Genomic DNA, 16640 nt, shown 5'->3' on the forward strand with positions numbered 1-16640 from the left:
TTGCTCCTGCCAGGTCGGTTCTAGTGGACGAGCTTGACTGCGGTGTCGACGGCCGCGGTCACGTCGCCGTCCGGTGGGTAGAGCAGCGCGCGCCCGACTATCAATCCGCGCACGGACGGCAGCTGAAGGGCAGCGTCCCACTTTGCGTACGTTTCTTCCGGCGCGATCTGCGGATCGCCGCCCAGGAGGAGCGTCGGGAGGGTGGTCGCATCCATGACGCGTTCCATCTCGTCGACGACCGGCAGTTTCATCCACGTATACGCCGAGGTGGAGCCGAGACCTTGGGAGATGTGGATGGACTTGATGACGGCGTCGGGGCTGAGATCGTTGACCACCTTGCCGTTGACGCGACTGGAGAGGAACGGCTCGAGCATCGCGATCAGTCCGGCCGCGGCCAGTTCGTCAACGGCCTCGGCACATGCCGTCATGGTGGGCAGGGTGCCCGCGTCGTCGAGGGCGATGCGCAGCAGCATCTTTCCGCCGTTCATTCCGAACTTCGCGGTGCCCGCCGCGGTATATCCGGTCATGCGGTCGTCGAGTTCGAAGCTCGCGCCCGCCAGGCCGCCGCGGTTCATCGACGAGAAGACGACCTTGTCCTCGAGGGCCCCGAGGAGGAGCAGATCGTCGAGAATGTCCGCGGTACCGAGAACGCCGTCGACTCCGGGATTGTCGAGCGCCGTGCGTAATCTGTCGAGCAGATCGGTACGACTGTTCATCGCTGTCGGCTTGCCGCCGACAGACAATGCCCCACGCGCTGGGTGATCGGCAGCGACGATCATCAGTCGTCCGTTGCCTCGAACGGTGGCGCGAGGAGTGCGTGCTGCCCAGGCCTTTTCGATGATCTGCGGATCGCTCGCACGCAGTTCCGTCACGTCGGCGTAGGTGGTGGCGAGGGGGCGGGCGGCGAGCTTGTCAGACATTGACTGCCTCCGTGGCTGTGGCTTCGGCGAGATCGTGGACTTCTTCAGCGGTTGGCATCGCAGTGGAGCATTCGAGCCGAGATGCGACTATGGCACCGGCCGCGTTGGCATAGCGCAGTACCTTCTCCAGTGGCCACCCGGCCAACAGTCCGTGGCACAGTGACCCGCCGAAGCTGTCGCCGGCACCCAGCCCGTTGACCACGTCGACGGCGTTGGGCGGCACGGTGATCGATTGCTTTCGTGTTTTGCCGAGGACACCCTTCGGGCCCTGCTTCACGATGGCCAGTTCGACTCCGAGGTCGAGAAGCGCGTCGGCGGCCTTGTTCGGATTGGTCTCACCGACCGCGATCTCGCACTCTTCGCGGTTTCCGACGGCTACCGTCACGTGCGCGAGAGCGCGCTGCACCTGAGTGGTCGCTTCTTGGGGTGTCGACCAGAACATCGGGCGGTAGTCCAGATCGAGGACCGTCAGCGGGCGTCGTTCGCGGGCTTCCCAGGCAGCGAAGTGTGCACTGCGACTCGGTTCTTCGGACAGCCCCGTCACAGTCGACCAGTAGAGGGACGCTCCTCGAACGGCGTCGAGGTCGATATCTTCCGGGGTGATCCGAAGATCGGGCGCATGCGGCTTGCGGTAGAAGTACAGCGGGAAGTCGTCAGGGGGGAAGATCTCGCAGAACGTCACCGGTGTCGGGTACTCGGAATTGGTGACGACAAACCTGTTGTCGACGCCCAGACGTGCCAACTCGCGTGTGACGAACTTTCCGAAGGGATCGCTGCCTACGCCGGAGATCAGTGCTGCTCGCCGGCCGAGGCGTGCAGCCGCCACCGAGACGTTTGCCGCGCTGCCGCCGAGAAACTTGCCGAAGGTCTCGACGTCTTCGAGTCCGACACCGGTTTGAAGTGGGTAGATGTCCACCCCCGATCGGCCGATGGCAAGCACGTCGAATGGTGCGTCAGGGATGTGTGACCCGCTCTGGTGAGTGTTGATGCTTGTCAAGACTGACTCCCGAGAGTTCGTGGTGGGCTGCCCGCGCAGGGCACCGTTGTATGACTGAAACTGTGCGCCGCGACACAGCGATTGTCAATAGTTTGTCTGGACATTATGACTTGCGGTCAAGTGAATGTTAGTGTTCGCATACACTGCCGAGAGAAGTAGCGTCGATACGGCGCCTTCCCAAGACAGATCGGAGTTGACCGTGGTCGCAGCACTCGCCGTCGAGTTGGACCGCTCGAGCCCGGTGCCGCTGTATTTTCAGCTGGCCCAGGCAATCGAGGGCGCTATTCTCGGTGGCGAACTTGCCCCAGGTGATCGCTTCGAGAACGAACTGGCGTTGGCCAAACGGCTCAATCTCTCACGTCCGACCACTCGACGTGCGATCCAGGAACTGGTGGACAAGGGCCTACTTGTTCGTAAGCGGGGAGTCGGAACTCAGGTGGTGCAAAGTCCGGTGCACCGCCCGGTCGAGCTCACCAGCCTGTTCGACGACCTTGCGAGGGCAGGCCAAGCGCCGACGACCAAGCTGCTCGAGTTCACGGTGGGAGTTCCCGCCGAGGACGTTGCCGCGGAACTCAACCTCGAACCTGACGCCGAAGTGGCCACCATCAGGCGTCTGCGAAGCACCAACGGCGAACCGCTTGCAGTGATGACCAACTACATTCCGGTGGACATCGCCCCCGATCCCGAGGAGTTGGAGACGCAAGGGCTGTACCAAACCTTGCGAACTCGCGGCGTTCACATCCGTGTGGCGCGGCAGCGAATCGGCGCTCGGGCGGCGACTCGCGAAGAAGCAGGATTGCTCGACGAGAAAGTGGGTGCTGCCCTCTTGACCATGAGCCGCACTGCATTTGACGATTCAGGTAGTGCCGTCGAGTACGGCAGCCACTGCTACCGAGCGTCGCGTTACTACTTCGACACCACCGTGGTCGACCGCTAGATCTCGATCCCGGTGACACGAGTACCCGCCTGACCGAGTCAGTGGGGGTGATTTGTGATCCCAGCATTTCTGCGATCCTTCGATCATTTGACCCGAACGGAGCCTCATGACAGGCATTTCAGTAGCAGTTGCCGGATTCGGATGGATGGGCCGCGTCCACACGCAGGCGTATCTGCGTCTGCGGCAACACTATCCCCAGCTTCCCGTGATCCGCCTGGCCGTCGTCGCCGACGAGGTGCCTGGCCGAGGGGAGGAAGCGGCGGACCAATTCGGTTTCGAAGCTTTCACCCAGGACTGGCGCGATATCGCAGCCGATCCGGCCATCGACGCGGTGAGCATCACGGCCCCGAACTTCTTGCACCGTGAAATCGGCGTCGCAATGGCAGAAGCCGGCAAACACATCTGGATCGAGAAGCCCGTCGGCTTGTCCACGGAAGACGCCAAAGCTGTTGCCGCAGCAGTCTCGAAGGCCGGTGTGCAGTCGACCGTCGGCTTCAACTACCGAAACGCGCCGGCTGTAGCCCTGGCAAAAAGCCTGATCGACTCAGGGGAGTTGGGCACGATCACGCACTCGCGGTTTCGTTTCCTCAGCGACTATGCGGCCCACCCTGAAGGCGCTTTGAGTTGGCGATACGAGCGTGAGCGCGGCGGCGCCGGCGTCCTGGGCGACTTGGCTTCGCACGGCATCGATCTGATTCGTCATCTTCTCGGTGACGTCGACGCTCTCGTTGCTGATACTGCGATCTTCATCCCGGAGCGTGCGCGTCCGTCCGCCGCTACCAGTGGACATGCCCGAGCCAGCGGCGGGGAGATGGGAGCTGTCGAGAACGAAGACTTCGTCAGCGCACTGCTGCGGCTCGGCTCGGGCGGCCGCTGCACACTCGAAGCGTGCCGCGTCGCCGTGGGAGAGCAGAACAACTACGGATTCGAGATTCACGGTACGAAGGGTGCCGTGTTCTGGGATTACCGCCGGATGGGTGAACTGGGCACCAGCCTCGGCTCGAAGTACCAGGACCAATCCGTCACGACGGTTTTGGTCGGCCCCGAGTCGGGAGAGTTCGGCCGCTTCCAACCCGGCGCGGCCAACGCCATGGGTTATGACGACCTGAAGGTCATCGAGGCTCGCAATTTCGTCTCCTCGATCGTGGACGGAGCGCCGCAGGGCGCGACCATCGCTGATGCTGTCGCGTCGGCGCAGGCTCTGGACGCGATGGTTGCCTCGGTCTCCTCCGGTGGCTGGATTTCTCTCGGCTGATCGAGAATTGCTCCGAAAGGCTCTGGTGCAGTGACATTTCCCCGCGGACTGGCGTTGCTGGTGGCAGCAGCACTGTTCATGGAGATGCTCGATGCGACGATTCTCGCAACCGCACTGCCGTCGATCGCCCAATCCTTCGGAGTTGACGCCGTCGACGTCAATGTCGCCGTTTCTTCGTATCTCCTGGTGTTGGCCGTCCTGATCCCGGCGAGCGGATGGATGGCCGACAGGTTCGGAACGCGACGTGTCTTCATCTCTGCCATAGCCGTTTTCACGGTGGCGTCGGTGGGATGTGCACTGAGCACGTCCCTCCCGATGCTGGTGGGAATGCGCGCACTACAAGGGGTAGGCGGCGCCATGATGGTGCCGGTAGGGCGGCTCGCAGTATTGCGGGTGACGTCGAAGGCGGAACTCGTACGGGCTATCGCTTACTTGACGTGGCCGGCGCTCACAGCGCCGGTTCTTGCGCCCGCTGTGGGTGGAGCCATCGTGTCGATCGCTTCGTGGCGCTGGATCTTTCTGATCAACGTTCCGATCGGGATCGTCGGGTTTCTGCTGGCATTGCGCATGGTACCCGACATTCGGCAAACGCAGAAACGGAGCCTTGACTGGCTGGGATTGGTGGTGATCGGAGCAGGCGTCGCAGTGCTTGTGGTGGCGCTCGACAGCGTGCACAGTGCCGGAACCGACTGGCTACGAGTGGGCCTCGGGATCATTGCGGCTCTGATCTTGTTGAGCTTGGCCGTCATTCACCTCGTCCGGTCGGATCACCCGCTCATCGCGCTCGGCGTCCTCCGACTTCGATCGTTTCGGCTCGTCGCGTCGAGCGGCTCGCTGTACCGGCTCGTGATCATGGGCGTGCCGTTTGTGCTGCCGTTGTTGTTCCAAGTGGGGTTCGAAATGTCGGCGTTCAAGGCAGGTCTGCTGGTGATGGTTCTGTTCGCGGGGAATATCGCGATCAAACCGCTCACCACTCCGCTCATGCGCAGATTCGGGATCAGACGAGTTCTGGTGGGAAACGGAGTTCTGTCGGTGGTGTGCTTCGGTGCGCTGGTACTGATCTCGTCGACGACACCGGACGTCGTTATCGCTGTTGCACTGTTTGTCAGTGGCGCGTTGCGATCCATCGGGTTCACCGCGTACAACAGCTTGGCGTTCGCCGACGTCGACTCGGGTGAGCTGACCGATGCAAATACTCTGCATGCAACGCTGCAAGAGTTGGCATCCGGTCTAGGTATTGCACTGTCCGCGTTGGTGATCACGCTCTGCACACCGTTGGCGGAGTCGGGGGATCTGAGCGGCGGAGTGCCGTTTTCTCTGACGCTGGGTGTTCTCGGGGCCATGCTGGTGCCGACGGTGATCGAGAGTTGGCGGCTCCCACGCGATACGGGTGCTGTGGTGTTGGTGCGCCGATAATGAAGCGTCTTCCGCCACCTTCATCATAACGCGGGACCCGGGGCTTGCGGCAAGGCCCCGGTGATGGTGCACACTCGTCTGCTGCGAGCAAGCAAAAGCCTTGCCCGAAGGAGGGGATCGCATGAGTGACGTCATCATTGTCGGTGCTGGACCAACTGGATTGATGCTGGCAGGTGAGCTCCGGCTACAGGGCGTCGATGTCGTCGTCGTGGACAAGGACGAGGAGCCGACTCAGTTCGTCCGTGCCCTCGGCATCCATGTGCGCAGCATCGAAATCATGGAGCAGCGCGGGTTGCTGGACAAGTTCCTCGCGCACGGCCGCAAGTATCCGCTCGGTGGATTCTTCGCGGGGATCAGCAAACCGGCACCCGCGCACCTCGATACTGCGCACGGGTACGTACTGGGAATACCTCAGCCCGAGATCGACAGGATTCTTGCCGAACATGCCACCGAAGTCGGCGCGGACATTCAGCGAGGGAAGCGCGTCGTCGCGATCCGTCAAGATGCCGACAACGTCACAGCGGAATTGTCCGACGGCACAACACTTCACGCGCGTTACCTCGTGGGCTGCGACGGCGGCCGCAGCACTGTTCGGAAGCTGATCGACGTCGGGTTTCCCGGCGAGCCGTCGAGCGCCGACACGTTGATCGGCGAAATGGACGTGACCATGCCCGCTGATGAACTGGCCGCCGTTGTCGCCGAAATCCGGGAAACGCACAAACGATTCGGAGTCGGTCCCGCCGGCAATGGTGCTTTTCGTGTCGTGGTTCCTGCGGCCGAAGTTGCCGACGGTCGCGCAGCACCGACCACCCTCGACGACATCAAACAACAGCTACTGGCCATTGCCGGTACCGACTTCGGTGTGCACTCGCCGCGGTGGCTCTCGCGCTTCGGCGACGCCACTCGTCTGGCGGAGCACTACCGGCGCGACCGGGTGTTTCTCGCCGGCGACGCCGCACACATCCACCCACCGATGGGCGGTCAAGGTCTCAATCTCGGTGTGCAGGACGCCTTCAACCTCGGCTGGAAGCTCGCCGCCGAGATCAACGGCTGGGCACCGGAGGGCCTGCTCGACACGTACGAATCGGAACGGCGTCCGGTGGCTGCCGACGTGCTGGACAACACGCGCGCCCAGGCCGAGTTGATCTCCACCGCTGCCGGACCACAAGCGGTGCGGCGCTTGATCTCCGAGCTGATGGAATTCGAAGACGTCAAGCGCTATTTGACCGAGAAGATCACTGCGATCTCGATTCGCTACGATTTCGGCGAAGGCGACGACCTACTCGGTCGGAGGCTGCGGAACATCGCGTTGACCCGCGGCAACCTGTACGACCTGATGCGATCCGGCCGCGGACTTCTTCTCGACCAGGGTGGCCAACTGTCCGTCGATGGTTGGAGCGATCGCGCCGACCACATCGTTGACACAAGCACTGAATTGGACGCTCCGGCTGTCCTGCTTCGGCCGGACGGTCATGTGGTGTGGCTGGGGGATACGCAGGCGGAGTTGGACACTCAGCTGTCCACGTGGTTCGGTCGGCCGGCGAGGGACCGCGCGCGACCCTTCGATTTCGACAACCGAGCACCGTGACACCTCGGGTGCACTACCGTTGCCGTTTATGGGACAAGGATTGGGGCAGATCACGCCTGCGGCCTTGATCGCCGTCGGAGTGCTGATACTCACGGGCTGCACGACCAATGTCGATGTGCCGAAGACATTTGCTGCCACATTGACGGTGACCGGTCAGGCAGAGCAAGTCGAGGCCGGCTCTGGAGAGTGCGTGATCGACTCGATCCGTGTCGCTCCGAACGACCAGATTCAAATTTTCGGGGGCAGTGGCGCTGCGTCCGTCAGGTCGACACTCGAGGTCGAGGCAATCGATCAACTTCCTGACGGAATGAGCACGTGCTCCTACACCGCACATTTTGATGCCGTCCCCGCAAACCAGAAGAACTACGAGGTGAGCTTGGGCCGCTTTTCCCCGAAGTCGTTCAGCTCGGACGAGTTGGAAAACGGTGTCACCTATCAACTGCGCCGGCCCTGACCGAACCAGTTCTCCCTCACCCGAATTCTCGAACAGTAGCGATCCCTGTACTGCACGTCGAAAAAACCCATACAGCATGTTGTATCCGGTGCAACTTTCAGTCAGCGTGCTTGGCGGTCCCTTCGCCTCCACGCTGTCGGGCCCTACCGGGATTGATGTGGAGCCGAACACCCTCATAGGTGACTGTGTACGGCACATCGTCATCGTTGTCCGGGTCGCCGGAGTCCGCAGGATCCGGCAGTTCCGCGATCTGTTCGATGACCGTCTGTGCTCGCGCCGCACCAGGATCGAACATTTCCTGAAACGGCCCCACGAACGAGCCACCGAGTCCGCGGCGCTTCGCCCGAACAGCCGCCCACCCGAACACTGCCAACGGGCCGATCATGGCGAACAGCACTAACAAGTCCCACCCCATGCTTCGAGCGTACCGACCGATCGGCATCAAGCGGCTCAAGTCTCTTCAGTGCTACCGTCCCTCAGCTCATTCGTCTCTCGGACTGTGCCTTCAGTAGATCGGCCAGTCGACCAGGTGAGATCCGCTCGCGAACCGCCTCCGTCACGAGTTCGGCCTGCGTCTGAGGCGCGAGGCCGTCGATCGGTTGGTCTCGGTCCAGATTGGTCGGGAAGGCGTAGCCCTCGGCCGAGGCGGCGACGGCACACCGAACTGCCTCGTCTGACGCCGCCTCGCTGAGAGCGAGCAGTGCCGGATAGATCGCGTTGACGAGTGCCTCCCGGTCGATGGTTCCGAGGGCTCGACCGAAGGCCGACGACACCTGGAGAAGATTTGCCATACGCAGGACGTCGGCGGACTTGTTGTGGCCTGCCGCGTGGAACAGGGCTGGGTTGAAGAAGACGGCATCTCCCTTCTTCAAAGGTAATTGGACGTAGTTGGCTTCGAAGAACTCCTTGAACTCGGGACGCTCGAACGCGAGGTATCCGGATTCGAATTGCTGCGAGTACGGCAGATACTTCGTCGGCCCCGTCTCGGCCGGCATATCCACGTGGGCGACTGCACCTTGCAAGGTGAGGGCAGGGGTCAAGCGGTGAACATGCGCCCGAAACTTCGCGGCTACGTCGCTCGACATGAAACCGAGGTGGTAGTCGCGATGTGGATTCTGTGCGGCGCCACCGGGATTGACGACGTTGACGTCCGACGTCACCTGATACATGGGGCCGAGCCACGCTTCCGAAGCCAAAGCGACAATGCTGTTTGCGTAGTAGTCGACGTAAGCCTTGGGATCTTCGAGCGCCAACTTCAGTTGTGCGCCCCAGATTCGGTCATTGGCACCAGGTTTGGCGAAGTGATCTCCGGACGCTGCACCGGATTCGTGTTGGCGTGCAATGAGTTCACGGAAGACCGCGCTGGCGCGATCCAGTATCTCCGCGTCGAACGCGCCTTGAAAGACTGTGATGCCGGGGCCGGTGAGTAACGCCCGGGCGATCTCGTCTTGGATCTCGGCCCGGGTTTCAGGATTCGACGATTGCTCTACCAATGCTTCGGAGCGGTACAGAAGAACCCCGTCGGCCACTGAATCGGCGTACGGGTAATCGGCAAGGTCGGTGTCGTGCGCGACCAAAGCGGCGAAGTCGTCGATGTTGCAGTCTTCTCGGTGCAACCTACCTGCGGACGGCACGGTGTGGTTGGTCAGTGATGGAGTCATTCGGGGCCTTTCCTGCGGTGTTCAAGATGCGCTGTACCTCAAAGACTGCCAAGGAGAACCCATCGAAACTACCCCTGAAATCCATCAAAAAGACCTCAGAAACTTTCCCCCACGGGCTCGACCGAGACAGTTGTCCCCGCGGAGTGCATCGACTTGATCACGGCAGCTGCCACGAGATTTGCCCGCAGGCCGTCCGCGGCTGTGGCCAAGGTCGACGGTCTTCCGGTGCTCAATGCGTCGATCCACTCTTGAAATTGGCGCCGATACGACTCGGCAAAACGCGGAATCCAATCCGCCGCATAGCCGTACGAGTGGGATCGATCCGCGTCGGTGTGGATGACCACCGGTTCGGCGAGACGAGCGGCGCCGATTTCGCCCACGACCTCGCACCGAGTGTCGTAGCCGTACCGCGCGTTGAGAAAGACCTCGACCGTGGTGAGAACGCCGTCGGCGGTGCGCAGCATGATTATCTGCGGATCCTGGCGATCGTTCACCAGCGAACTCGAGCGCCCGCAGTGCCAGCTGGCTGCGACGACGGGGGAGTTCAAGATCCACGGCACGATGTCGAGTTCGTGAATCGCGGAGTTGGTCACCGTGGATTCCGAGCTGCCACCCGGGTAGGCGCTGACAGTGCGACTCGAGCAGTGCACGATCAGTGGGTCACCGATACGGCCGGAATGTGTTTCGGCCTTCAGCGCCACGTATCCCGGATCGAAGCGGCGCATGAATCCGACGCTCACAAGGGGGCTTTCGGGGTTCTCGGCCGCAGCGACGCGTCGGCAGTCCTCTGCTGTCACTGCGAGGGGCTTTTCACACAGAACCGGTATTCCGGCTTCGACAGCAGCAAGCGTGAGGTCGGCATGCGTTGAATCATGGGAAGCGATGACTACGGCGTCCACACCGGCGTCGTTGATCAGTTTCAACGGATCGGTCACCCACCGTGCGCCGACTGCGGACGCTACGGACTTTGCTCGCTCTTGATCGAGGTCTGCAACCACAGAGACCGTTGCCCCGGAGACCGTGGAGTGGAGATTGCGGACGTGGTCGGCGCCCATGACGCCGGTTCCGATCACACCGACACGAATCGACATGAGGTTCCTACTTCCAGAGGATTGAAACGGACAACCTAATGTCCTTACATATTTCGAGATTCGACTCTACAGTTCGAGGCATGACTTCTTCTACAGTTCTGGAACTCCCTCGCACCCGGGTCCCCGATCCGGTCGACGCTCCGACTTTGCGCTGGGGGATCCTCGGGCCTGGCTGGATTGCAGAACGCTTCGTGGAGTCACTGCAGAGAAATACAGCGCAGGAAGTCACGGCCGTCGCTTCGCGCGGACTCACCCGCGCTCAGGCCTTCGCGGACAATTGGGGGATCCGACGCGCTCACGGTAGCTACGACGCTTTGCTTGCCTCCGAGGATGTGGACGTCGTCTATGTCGCAACACCGCACACTGCTCATTTCGATTGCGCGATGGCGGCATTGGATCACGGCAAGCATGTCGTGGTCGAAAAGCCGCTGGCTTTGAACGCAGCGCAGGGACGGGCGATTCAGGAGCGGGCGACTGCGCTCGGACTGTTTTGCATGGAGGCGATGTGGACGTCGTTTCTGCCCAAGTTCGACGTGATCGACCAGATCCTCGAGGCGGGGCTGCTGGGAACCATACGTACGGTTCTGGCCGATCACGGCGAACGGTTCGAGACCGATCATCGTATCTACGATCCAGCGCTTGCGGGTGGGCCACTTCTCGACCTCGGGACCTATCCGGTCAGTCTCGCGTATCGGGTATTGGGTGTTCCTACTGCGGTTGCTGCCCTGGGCGAGCCGGCGAATGACATGGTGAACGGCCAGATCTCAGTGGTTCTGTCCTGGGCAGGCATTGCTCAGGCCAGTCTGAACACCACGATCCTTGCTGACACGCCCAACACGGCCTCGATCTGCGGCGACAAGGGGATGATCGTTCTGGACTCGACGTTCTACCGGCCCGGGGCCTTCACTGTCCGGCTAGGTGACGGAAGATCTGCGCGCTACGACGATCCGGTCGACGGATACGTCGGAGGTCTCGCGTTCGAGGCGGCCGAGGCGGCGCGGCGGATCACCGCCGGGGATATCGAGTCGCCGGTCCATCCGCTCGACGCGGCCATTGCGACGCTCGACATCCTCGACGAGATCCGCCGTCAGGTGGGGATCACGTTCCCGGGTGAGGGCTAGAGCGTGAAGGCCTTCCGGAAAGCAGTGAGTGCGGTGTCACTGTCTCCGGATGCCCAGCCCTCCAAACCGATCGTGCCGGTGTAACCCTGGTCGGCGAGCACGCGTGCGATGGCGGGGTAGTTGATCTCGCCGGTTCCGGGTTCGCATCGGCCGGGTACGTCGGCCACCTGAATCTCGCCGATGTTGTCACCACAACGCCGCACGAGTTCGATGAGGTTTCCTTCGCCGATCTGTGCGTGGTAGAGGTCGAGCATCATCTTGAGGTTGGGGTGTGAGACGGATTCCACCAGTGCCAGAGTGTCTTTGGCGCGGGCCATCGGTACGCCGGGGTGATCGACGATCGTATTGAGATTCTCGAGGCAGAAGACGACTCCGGCTTCTTCGCCCAGTCTCGCGATCTTCTCGAGCGCGCGTTGGGCGGTCAGCCACATCGCTCCCGTAGTTCGATACTGCGGGCGCGCAGCCTGTCCGTCGATGAGCTCGCCGGTATGGAAGTTCAGCCGGGGAACGCCGAGTTTCGCTGCCGGAGCGAGGCATAGCGCCGCTGTGCGTACCAGTTCGGCGCTGCCGGCTTCGTCGAACAAATCGCCGTGGAGATAGCCGGTCATCGAGGAGAACCGAGCTCCGGTGGCGACCAGAGCATCGAGGTCCCTGTCTTGCCAACTCCAGATCTCAGCTGCGAACCCCGCCTCCGAGATCCGCCGAACACGCTCGACGACAGGGAGTTCGGTGAACGTCATCTCGGCAGAGACCGCCAAATCGAAGGGGCTCACTGCGGCACCGCCAACAATGATACGGGCAGTCCGGTTTCCACGGATTCCTTTGCGGCCAATGCAATTTCCAGCGCATTGCGGGCATCCAGACCGTCGACCGACGGCGCGCTGCCGGAGCGGATGCAGTCTGCGAAGTGCGCCAGTTGGGCGACATAGGCGTCGTGAAACAGTTCGATGTTCACCCGAGGTGTGTCGGCCAGAACGCCCGGTGAGCTGTAATGACGCATCGCGGTCCGCGTGACCTCGCCTGCACTCACCATTCCACCGGAACCGAAAACTTCGCCGCGAACGTCGTAACCGTAGGTGGCTTGGAAGTTGGCCTCGGCCGACGCGAGGGCGCCGTTGTCGAAGCGCAACTGAACCATCGATGTGTCGAGGTACCCCTGCTCCTTGTACTGCGGATGGATGAGAGCATCGGCCTGCGCGAACACCTCGACGACGCGTGCCCCGGGGTTGAGCCAGAGCAGAGCGTCGAAGTCGTGAATCAGCGTCTCGTTGAAGATGGTCCACGGCTTGACTCGGGAGGCGACGTCGGCGGTGATTCCTGGGTCGCGGGTCAGAGAACGAAGTAACTGTGGGGTTCCGATCCCGCCGGCGGTGATCACGTCGTGGGCCGCGGTGAAGTCGGCGGCGAAGCGCCGGTTGAAACCGACTTGCAGCGCAACGTTGTTCGCGGCACATGCGCCGATCGCGCGATCGGCGTCCTCGAGTGTCAAGGCCATCGGCTTTTCGCAGAAGACATGTTTGCCGGCCTCCGCGGCGGCCACCACGAGATCGGTGTGAGTTGATGCGGGCGTACTGATGAGCACCGCTTCGACGGTCGGATCGGCAATCAGCTCAAGGGCGTCGGTGTACGCGCGGGCGTCGGGACTGACACGTTCGATCAACGACGCCGCAGCGCCGGGCGCAGGATCGGCGACGGCGACGAGACGGGTGCCGGAGATACGCAGCGCGACGGACTCGCCGTGGAAGCGGCCGATCCATCCGGCGCCGATGAGACCGACTGCAACAGAGGCAGACATGGGGGCTCCGTTCGGAGTGAGAATGAGGAACTAGATCGTTCTAGTCCATGCCAGTAAAGCGCCGGATGCGGCGCGCGTCAATGCTTCGGTGCTAATTCGCTGGAACGATCTAGTCTGTGGAGGTGAACAGTCGACGCCCCACCTTGCAAGACGTAGCAGACCTGGCCGGTGTGTCACGCGCTCTGGTGTCCATCGTCATTCGTGATGTCCCAGGTGCCAGCGATGCGACGCGGGTACGGGTCAAGGCGGCCGCGGACGAACTCGGCTATCGACCCGACAACGCGGCGCGACTGCTGCGCCAACATCGCAGCCGCCTGATCGGTGTCAGTTACGTTGCGGCGCAAACATTTCACGCGGAGCTGCTCGACGAAATCTATGTGGCCGCCGAACGGTCGCGCTACGACGTCGTCCTCAGTGCGGTCTCGGAGCGACGGCCGGATTCTCGTGCAACGCGGACCCTGCTCGACGACCGGTGTGAGGCGATCTTGCTGTTGGGTTCACAGGCGCCGGAAGCAGAGATCGTCGACCTGGCCGACAAGGTTCCCGTTGTCGTAATCGCGCGGAAGATGTCGTCAGTGCACGTGGATGTTGTCCGAACAGATGACGAGGCGGGCGCGGTGATGGCCGTGAATCACCTTGTCGAACTCGGGCACCGCTCGATCGCCCACGTCGACGGCGGGCGCGGCCCGGGCGCCCAGGAACGGCGTCAGGGCTACCGCAAGGCCATGCGAGCGGCAGGTCTGGAGCCGAGAATTCTTCCCGGCGGTCTCACGGAGGAGTTCGGCGCAGCTGCCGCCAGGTCGATGGTCGAGGGTGGGTTACCCGGGGCGGTCTTCGCTTTCAACGATCGCTGCGCGCTCGGAGTTCTCGACGTCTTCCTGCGTGCCGGGATCTCGGTGCCTGGCGACGTTTCCGTGATCGGATTCGACAACAGTGCATTGGCAGGTTTGGCGCACATCGATCTGACCAGTGTCGGGCAGGACACGGCGTTTCTGGGCGGCGCCGCGGTGGAGCGGATCTCCGAACGCCTCGACGGCGGAAGTGGGCCATTGGGCAAGGACATTGTCGCGCAGCCACAACTGGTGGTTCGAGGTTCAACTGGACCCGCAGGGCATTGACCTGCAGTTTCGACTTCCATTAGTTTGTTCGGCCTTTGATAAGCAGTCCTAATGTCAGAACAAACTATTGACATTCGACTGTGACGGGTATTACATCTTTCACATACAACCGAGCACCATCCGTTCGCGGGCCGTTGGTTGATGTCGAGAGGGAGTTCACATGTCGTTTCTCACGGGACGCAAGAGCGTTGCCGTACTGGCCGGAGCCTCAGTCGTGGTCTTGGGTCTGGCCGCCTGTTCAAGCACCGGCGGAAAGCCGGATTCTTCCGGATCCGGAATGGGCGCGGGTACGGCGGACACGCCCCGCGCCACCATTGCGATGATCACTCACGAAGTTCCCGGTGACACGTTCTGGGATCTGGTGCGCAAGGGAGCCGAAACCGCAGCGGCCAAGGACAACATCGAGCTTCGGTACTCCGCCGATCCCGAGGCGCCGAATCAGGCCAACTTGGTTCAGAGTGCGATCGACAGCAAGGTCGACGGGATTGCCGTGACCCTCGCGAAGCCCGACGCCATGGTTGCCGCGGTCCAAAGTGCCACCGCCGCGGGCATTCCGGTGGTCGCCCTCAACTCGGGCCTCGAGACCTGGAAGGACATGGGCGTCAAGGAGTACTTCGGTCAGGACGAGTCGATTGCCGGTGAAGCTGCCGGCGAGCGACTCAACACCGAAGGTGCCACCAAGGTGTTGTGCGTCATTCAGGAGCAGGGCAACGTGAGCCTCGAATCACGTTGTGCCGGAGTGAAGAAGTCGTTCAAGGGAACGACGGAGATTCTCAACGTCAACGGCAAGGACATGCCGTCGGTGGAATCGACCATCACCGCGAAACTTCAACAGGACCCGGCAATCGATCGAGTTCTCGCACTCGGTGCTCCGTTTGCCTTGACGTCCGTGACGTCGGTCGGCAATGCGGGCAGCAAGGCGAAGGTCGTCACTTTCGACACCAACGCGGCGCTCGTCGACGCCATCAAATCCGGTGACGTGCAGTGGGCAGTGGACCAGCAACCCTTCCTGCAGGGCTACCTCGCCATCGATTCGCTGTGGCTTTACCTCAACAACGGCAACGTGATCGGTGGCGGCTTGCCGACCCTGACCGGACCCGCGTTCATCGACAACACCAACATCGACTCGGTCGCCGAGTACGCCAAGAACGGAACTCGCTGATCCGGGCGCACGGAGGGCTGAGAGTCCGCCCTCCGTGCGCCTGTCCAGCACGGAAGGGAAATCATGTCCACTCAGGCAGATCTCGACCTTGCCGCCCACAAAGTCGTGACCGATGAACGGGTGAAGGAGCAAAAGCGCATTCAGCGCCTACTGCTCCGCCCGGAGATGGGTTCACTTGTCGGCGCCATCGCCATCTTCATCTTCTTCTGTATCGTCGCGGCACCGTTCCGTACGCCGGAAGCGCTTGCGACAGTGCTCTACTCCAGCTCCACGATCGGCATCATGGCTTGCGCGGTCGCCCTGCTCATGATCGGCGGCGAGTTCGACCTATCCGCCGGCGTCGCAGTCACCACGTCCTCGCTCGCCGCGTCGATGATCGCCTACAACCTGCACCTCAATCTGTGGGTGGGTGCGATTCTGGCGCTGGTCGTCTCGCTCGCAGTCGGATTCTTCAACGGCTACCTCGTCATGAAGACGAAGATTCCCAGCTTCCTCATCACCCTGAGCTCGTTCCTGATGTTGACCGGAATCAACCTGGCCGTCACCAAGCTCGTGAGTGGTCAGGTTGCCACACCCAGCGTCTCCGACATGGCCGGATTCGATTCTGCGAAAAAGGTATTCGCGTCGTCGTTCTCGGTCTTCGGGGTGTCCGTCAAGATCACGGTCGTGTGGTGGCTGCTGTTCACCGCGATTGCAACATTTGTTTTGTTCAAGACCAAGATCGGCAACTGGATCTTCGCGGTCGGCGGCAATCAGGACAGTGCCCGCGCGATCGGTGTGCCGGTGACCGCAGTCAAGATCGGTTTGTTCATGACCGTCGGCTTTGCTGCCTGGTTCGTGGGCATGCATCTGCTGTTCTCGTTCAATACCGTTCAGTCCGGTCAGGGTGTCGGTAACGAGTTCCTGTACATCATCGCCGCAGTCATCGGCGGTTGTTTGCTCACCGGTGGTTACGGAACCGCGATCGGCGCTGCGATCGGCGCATTCATCTTCGGTATGACCAACCAGGGCATCGTCTACGCAGGCTGGAACCCGGACTGGTTCAAGTTCTTCCTCGGCGCCATGCTGCTGTTCGCGGTCATCGCCAACAACGCATTCCGCAACTACGCTGCGAAAAGGTGACAC

Annotated in this window: 16 protein-coding genes; 9 read left to right on the plus strand and 7 right to left on the minus strand. The window is 62.0% G+C overall.

All coding sequences use genetic code 11. From position 1 onward, the window contains the following. Positions 1 to 20 precede the first annotated feature (20 nt). Both AC3WQS_RS06895 and iolC read right to left on the minus strand, forming a co-directional pair. The gene (locus AC3WQS_RS06895) at positions 21 to 920 is read right to left on the minus strand and encodes a Cgl0159 family (beta/alpha)8-fold protein (RefSeq protein WP_020969139.1); all 900 of its coding nucleotides are present in this window, start codon (positions 918 to 920) and stop codon (positions 21 to 23) included. After that, positions 913 to 1917 carry a 5-dehydro-2-deoxygluconokinase gene (gene iolC / locus AC3WQS_RS06900; RefSeq protein ID WP_020969140.1) on the minus strand — a complete coding sequence of 335 codons (1005 nt, stop codon included), beginning with the start codon at positions 1915 to 1917 and terminating at the stop codon, positions 913 to 915. The genes AC3WQS_RS06895 and iolC overlap by 8 nt, the downstream gene beginning before the upstream one ends. A 199-nt stretch (positions 1918 to 2116) precedes the next feature. On the opposite strand from iolC, the gene AC3WQS_RS06905 reads away from it, so the two are divergent. The 5 genes from AC3WQS_RS06905 to AC3WQS_RS06925 all read left to right on the plus strand — a co-directional run bounded on the left by AC3WQS_RS06905 (position 2117) and on the right by AC3WQS_RS06925 (position 7567). Then, entirely contained in the window at positions 2117 to 2854 is a 738-nt protein-coding gene (locus AC3WQS_RS06905; RefSeq protein ID WP_003941006.1) for a GntR family transcriptional regulator, read from the plus strand. 106 nt (positions 2855 to 2960) lie between these two features. Further along, positions 2961 to 4109: a Gfo/Idh/MocA family protein gene (locus tag AC3WQS_RS06910; RefSeq protein WP_020969141.1), complete on the plus strand. Its 1149-nt coding sequence runs from the start codon at positions 2961 to 2963 to the stop codon at positions 4107 to 4109. A 30-nt stretch (positions 4110 to 4139) separates the two neighbouring features. Further along, on the plus strand, positions 4140 to 5525 hold the full coding sequence (locus AC3WQS_RS06915; protein WP_256063574.1) for an MFS transporter: 1386 nt from the start codon (positions 4140 to 4142) through the stop codon (positions 5523 to 5525). Between the two features lie 121 nt (positions 5526 to 5646). After that, positions 5647 to 7113, plus strand: coding sequence for a rifampin monooxygenase Iri (iri, locus tag AC3WQS_RS06920; RefSeq protein ID WP_492712133.1), 1467 nt, complete (start codon positions 5647 to 5649; stop codon positions 7111 to 7113). Positions 7114 to 7141: 28 nt separating this feature from the next. Further along, positions 7142 to 7567: a hypothetical protein gene (locus tag AC3WQS_RS06925; protein ID WP_492712131.1), complete on the plus strand. Its 426-nt coding sequence runs from the start codon at positions 7142 to 7144 to the stop codon at positions 7565 to 7567. A 97-nt stretch (positions 7568 to 7664) separates the two neighbouring features. On the opposite strand, the gene AC3WQS_RS06930 is transcribed toward AC3WQS_RS06925, so the two are convergent. The 3 genes from AC3WQS_RS06930 to AC3WQS_RS06940 all read right to left on the minus strand — a co-directional run bounded on the left by AC3WQS_RS06930 (position 7665) and on the right by AC3WQS_RS06940 (position 10319). Then, a complete protein-coding gene (locus tag AC3WQS_RS06930) occupies positions 7665 to 7982 on the minus strand; it encodes a hypothetical protein (protein ID WP_229756809.1) in 318 nt (105 codons plus the stop codon). Between the two features lie 61 nt (positions 7983 to 8043). After that, positions 8044 to 9228 carry a phytanoyl-CoA dioxygenase family protein gene (locus AC3WQS_RS06935; protein WP_492712130.1) on the minus strand — a complete coding sequence of 395 codons (1185 nt, stop codon included), beginning with the start codon at positions 9226 to 9228 and terminating at the stop codon, positions 8044 to 8046. Between the two features lie 95 nt (positions 9229 to 9323). Further along, entirely contained in the window at positions 9324 to 10319 is a 996-nt protein-coding gene (locus AC3WQS_RS06940) for a Gfo/Idh/MocA family oxidoreductase (protein WP_336504799.1), read from the minus strand. An 80-nt stretch (positions 10320 to 10399) separates the two neighbouring features. On the opposite strand from AC3WQS_RS06940, the gene AC3WQS_RS06945 reads away from it, so the two are divergent. After that, positions 10400 to 11440, plus strand: a complete 1041-nt coding sequence (locus tag AC3WQS_RS06945; protein ID WP_492712128.1) for a Gfo/Idh/MocA family protein — start codon at positions 10400 to 10402, stop codon at positions 11438 to 11440. Here AC3WQS_RS06945 and AC3WQS_RS06950 read toward each other — a convergent pair. Continuing rightward, a complete protein-coding gene (locus tag AC3WQS_RS06950; protein WP_492712127.1) occupies positions 11437 to 12213 on the minus strand; it encodes a TIM barrel protein in 777 nt (258 codons plus the stop codon). The genes AC3WQS_RS06945 and AC3WQS_RS06950 overlap by 4 nt on opposite strands. Then, positions 12210 to 13235, minus strand: coding sequence for a Gfo/Idh/MocA family oxidoreductase (locus tag AC3WQS_RS06955; RefSeq protein ID WP_492712125.1), 1026 nt, complete (start codon positions 13233 to 13235; stop codon positions 12210 to 12212). Before AC3WQS_RS06955 ends, AC3WQS_RS06950 begins: the two co-directional genes overlap by 4 nt. Before the next feature lie 116 nt (positions 13236 to 13351). Between AC3WQS_RS06955 and AC3WQS_RS06960 the strand changes: the two genes are divergently transcribed. The 3 genes from AC3WQS_RS06960 to AC3WQS_RS06970 all read left to right on the plus strand — a co-directional run bounded on the left by AC3WQS_RS06960 (position 13352) and on the right by AC3WQS_RS06970 (position 16637). Then, entirely contained in the window at positions 13352 to 14353 is a 1002-nt protein-coding gene (locus AC3WQS_RS06960; RefSeq protein WP_019747686.1) for a LacI family DNA-binding transcriptional regulator, read from the plus strand. A 160-nt stretch (positions 14354 to 14513) separates the two neighbouring features. Then, a complete protein-coding gene (locus AC3WQS_RS06965; protein WP_007727338.1) occupies positions 14514 to 15515 on the plus strand; it encodes a substrate-binding domain-containing protein in 1002 nt (333 codons plus the stop codon). Positions 15516 to 15578: 63 nt separating this feature from the next. Further along, entirely contained in the window at positions 15579 to 16637 is a 1059-nt protein-coding gene (locus tag AC3WQS_RS06970) for an ABC transporter permease (protein ID WP_003940759.1), read from the plus strand. Positions 16638 to 16640: the final 3 nt, after the last annotated feature.

It is taken from the genome of Rhodococcus sp. FW305-130, from assembly GCF_058788335.1.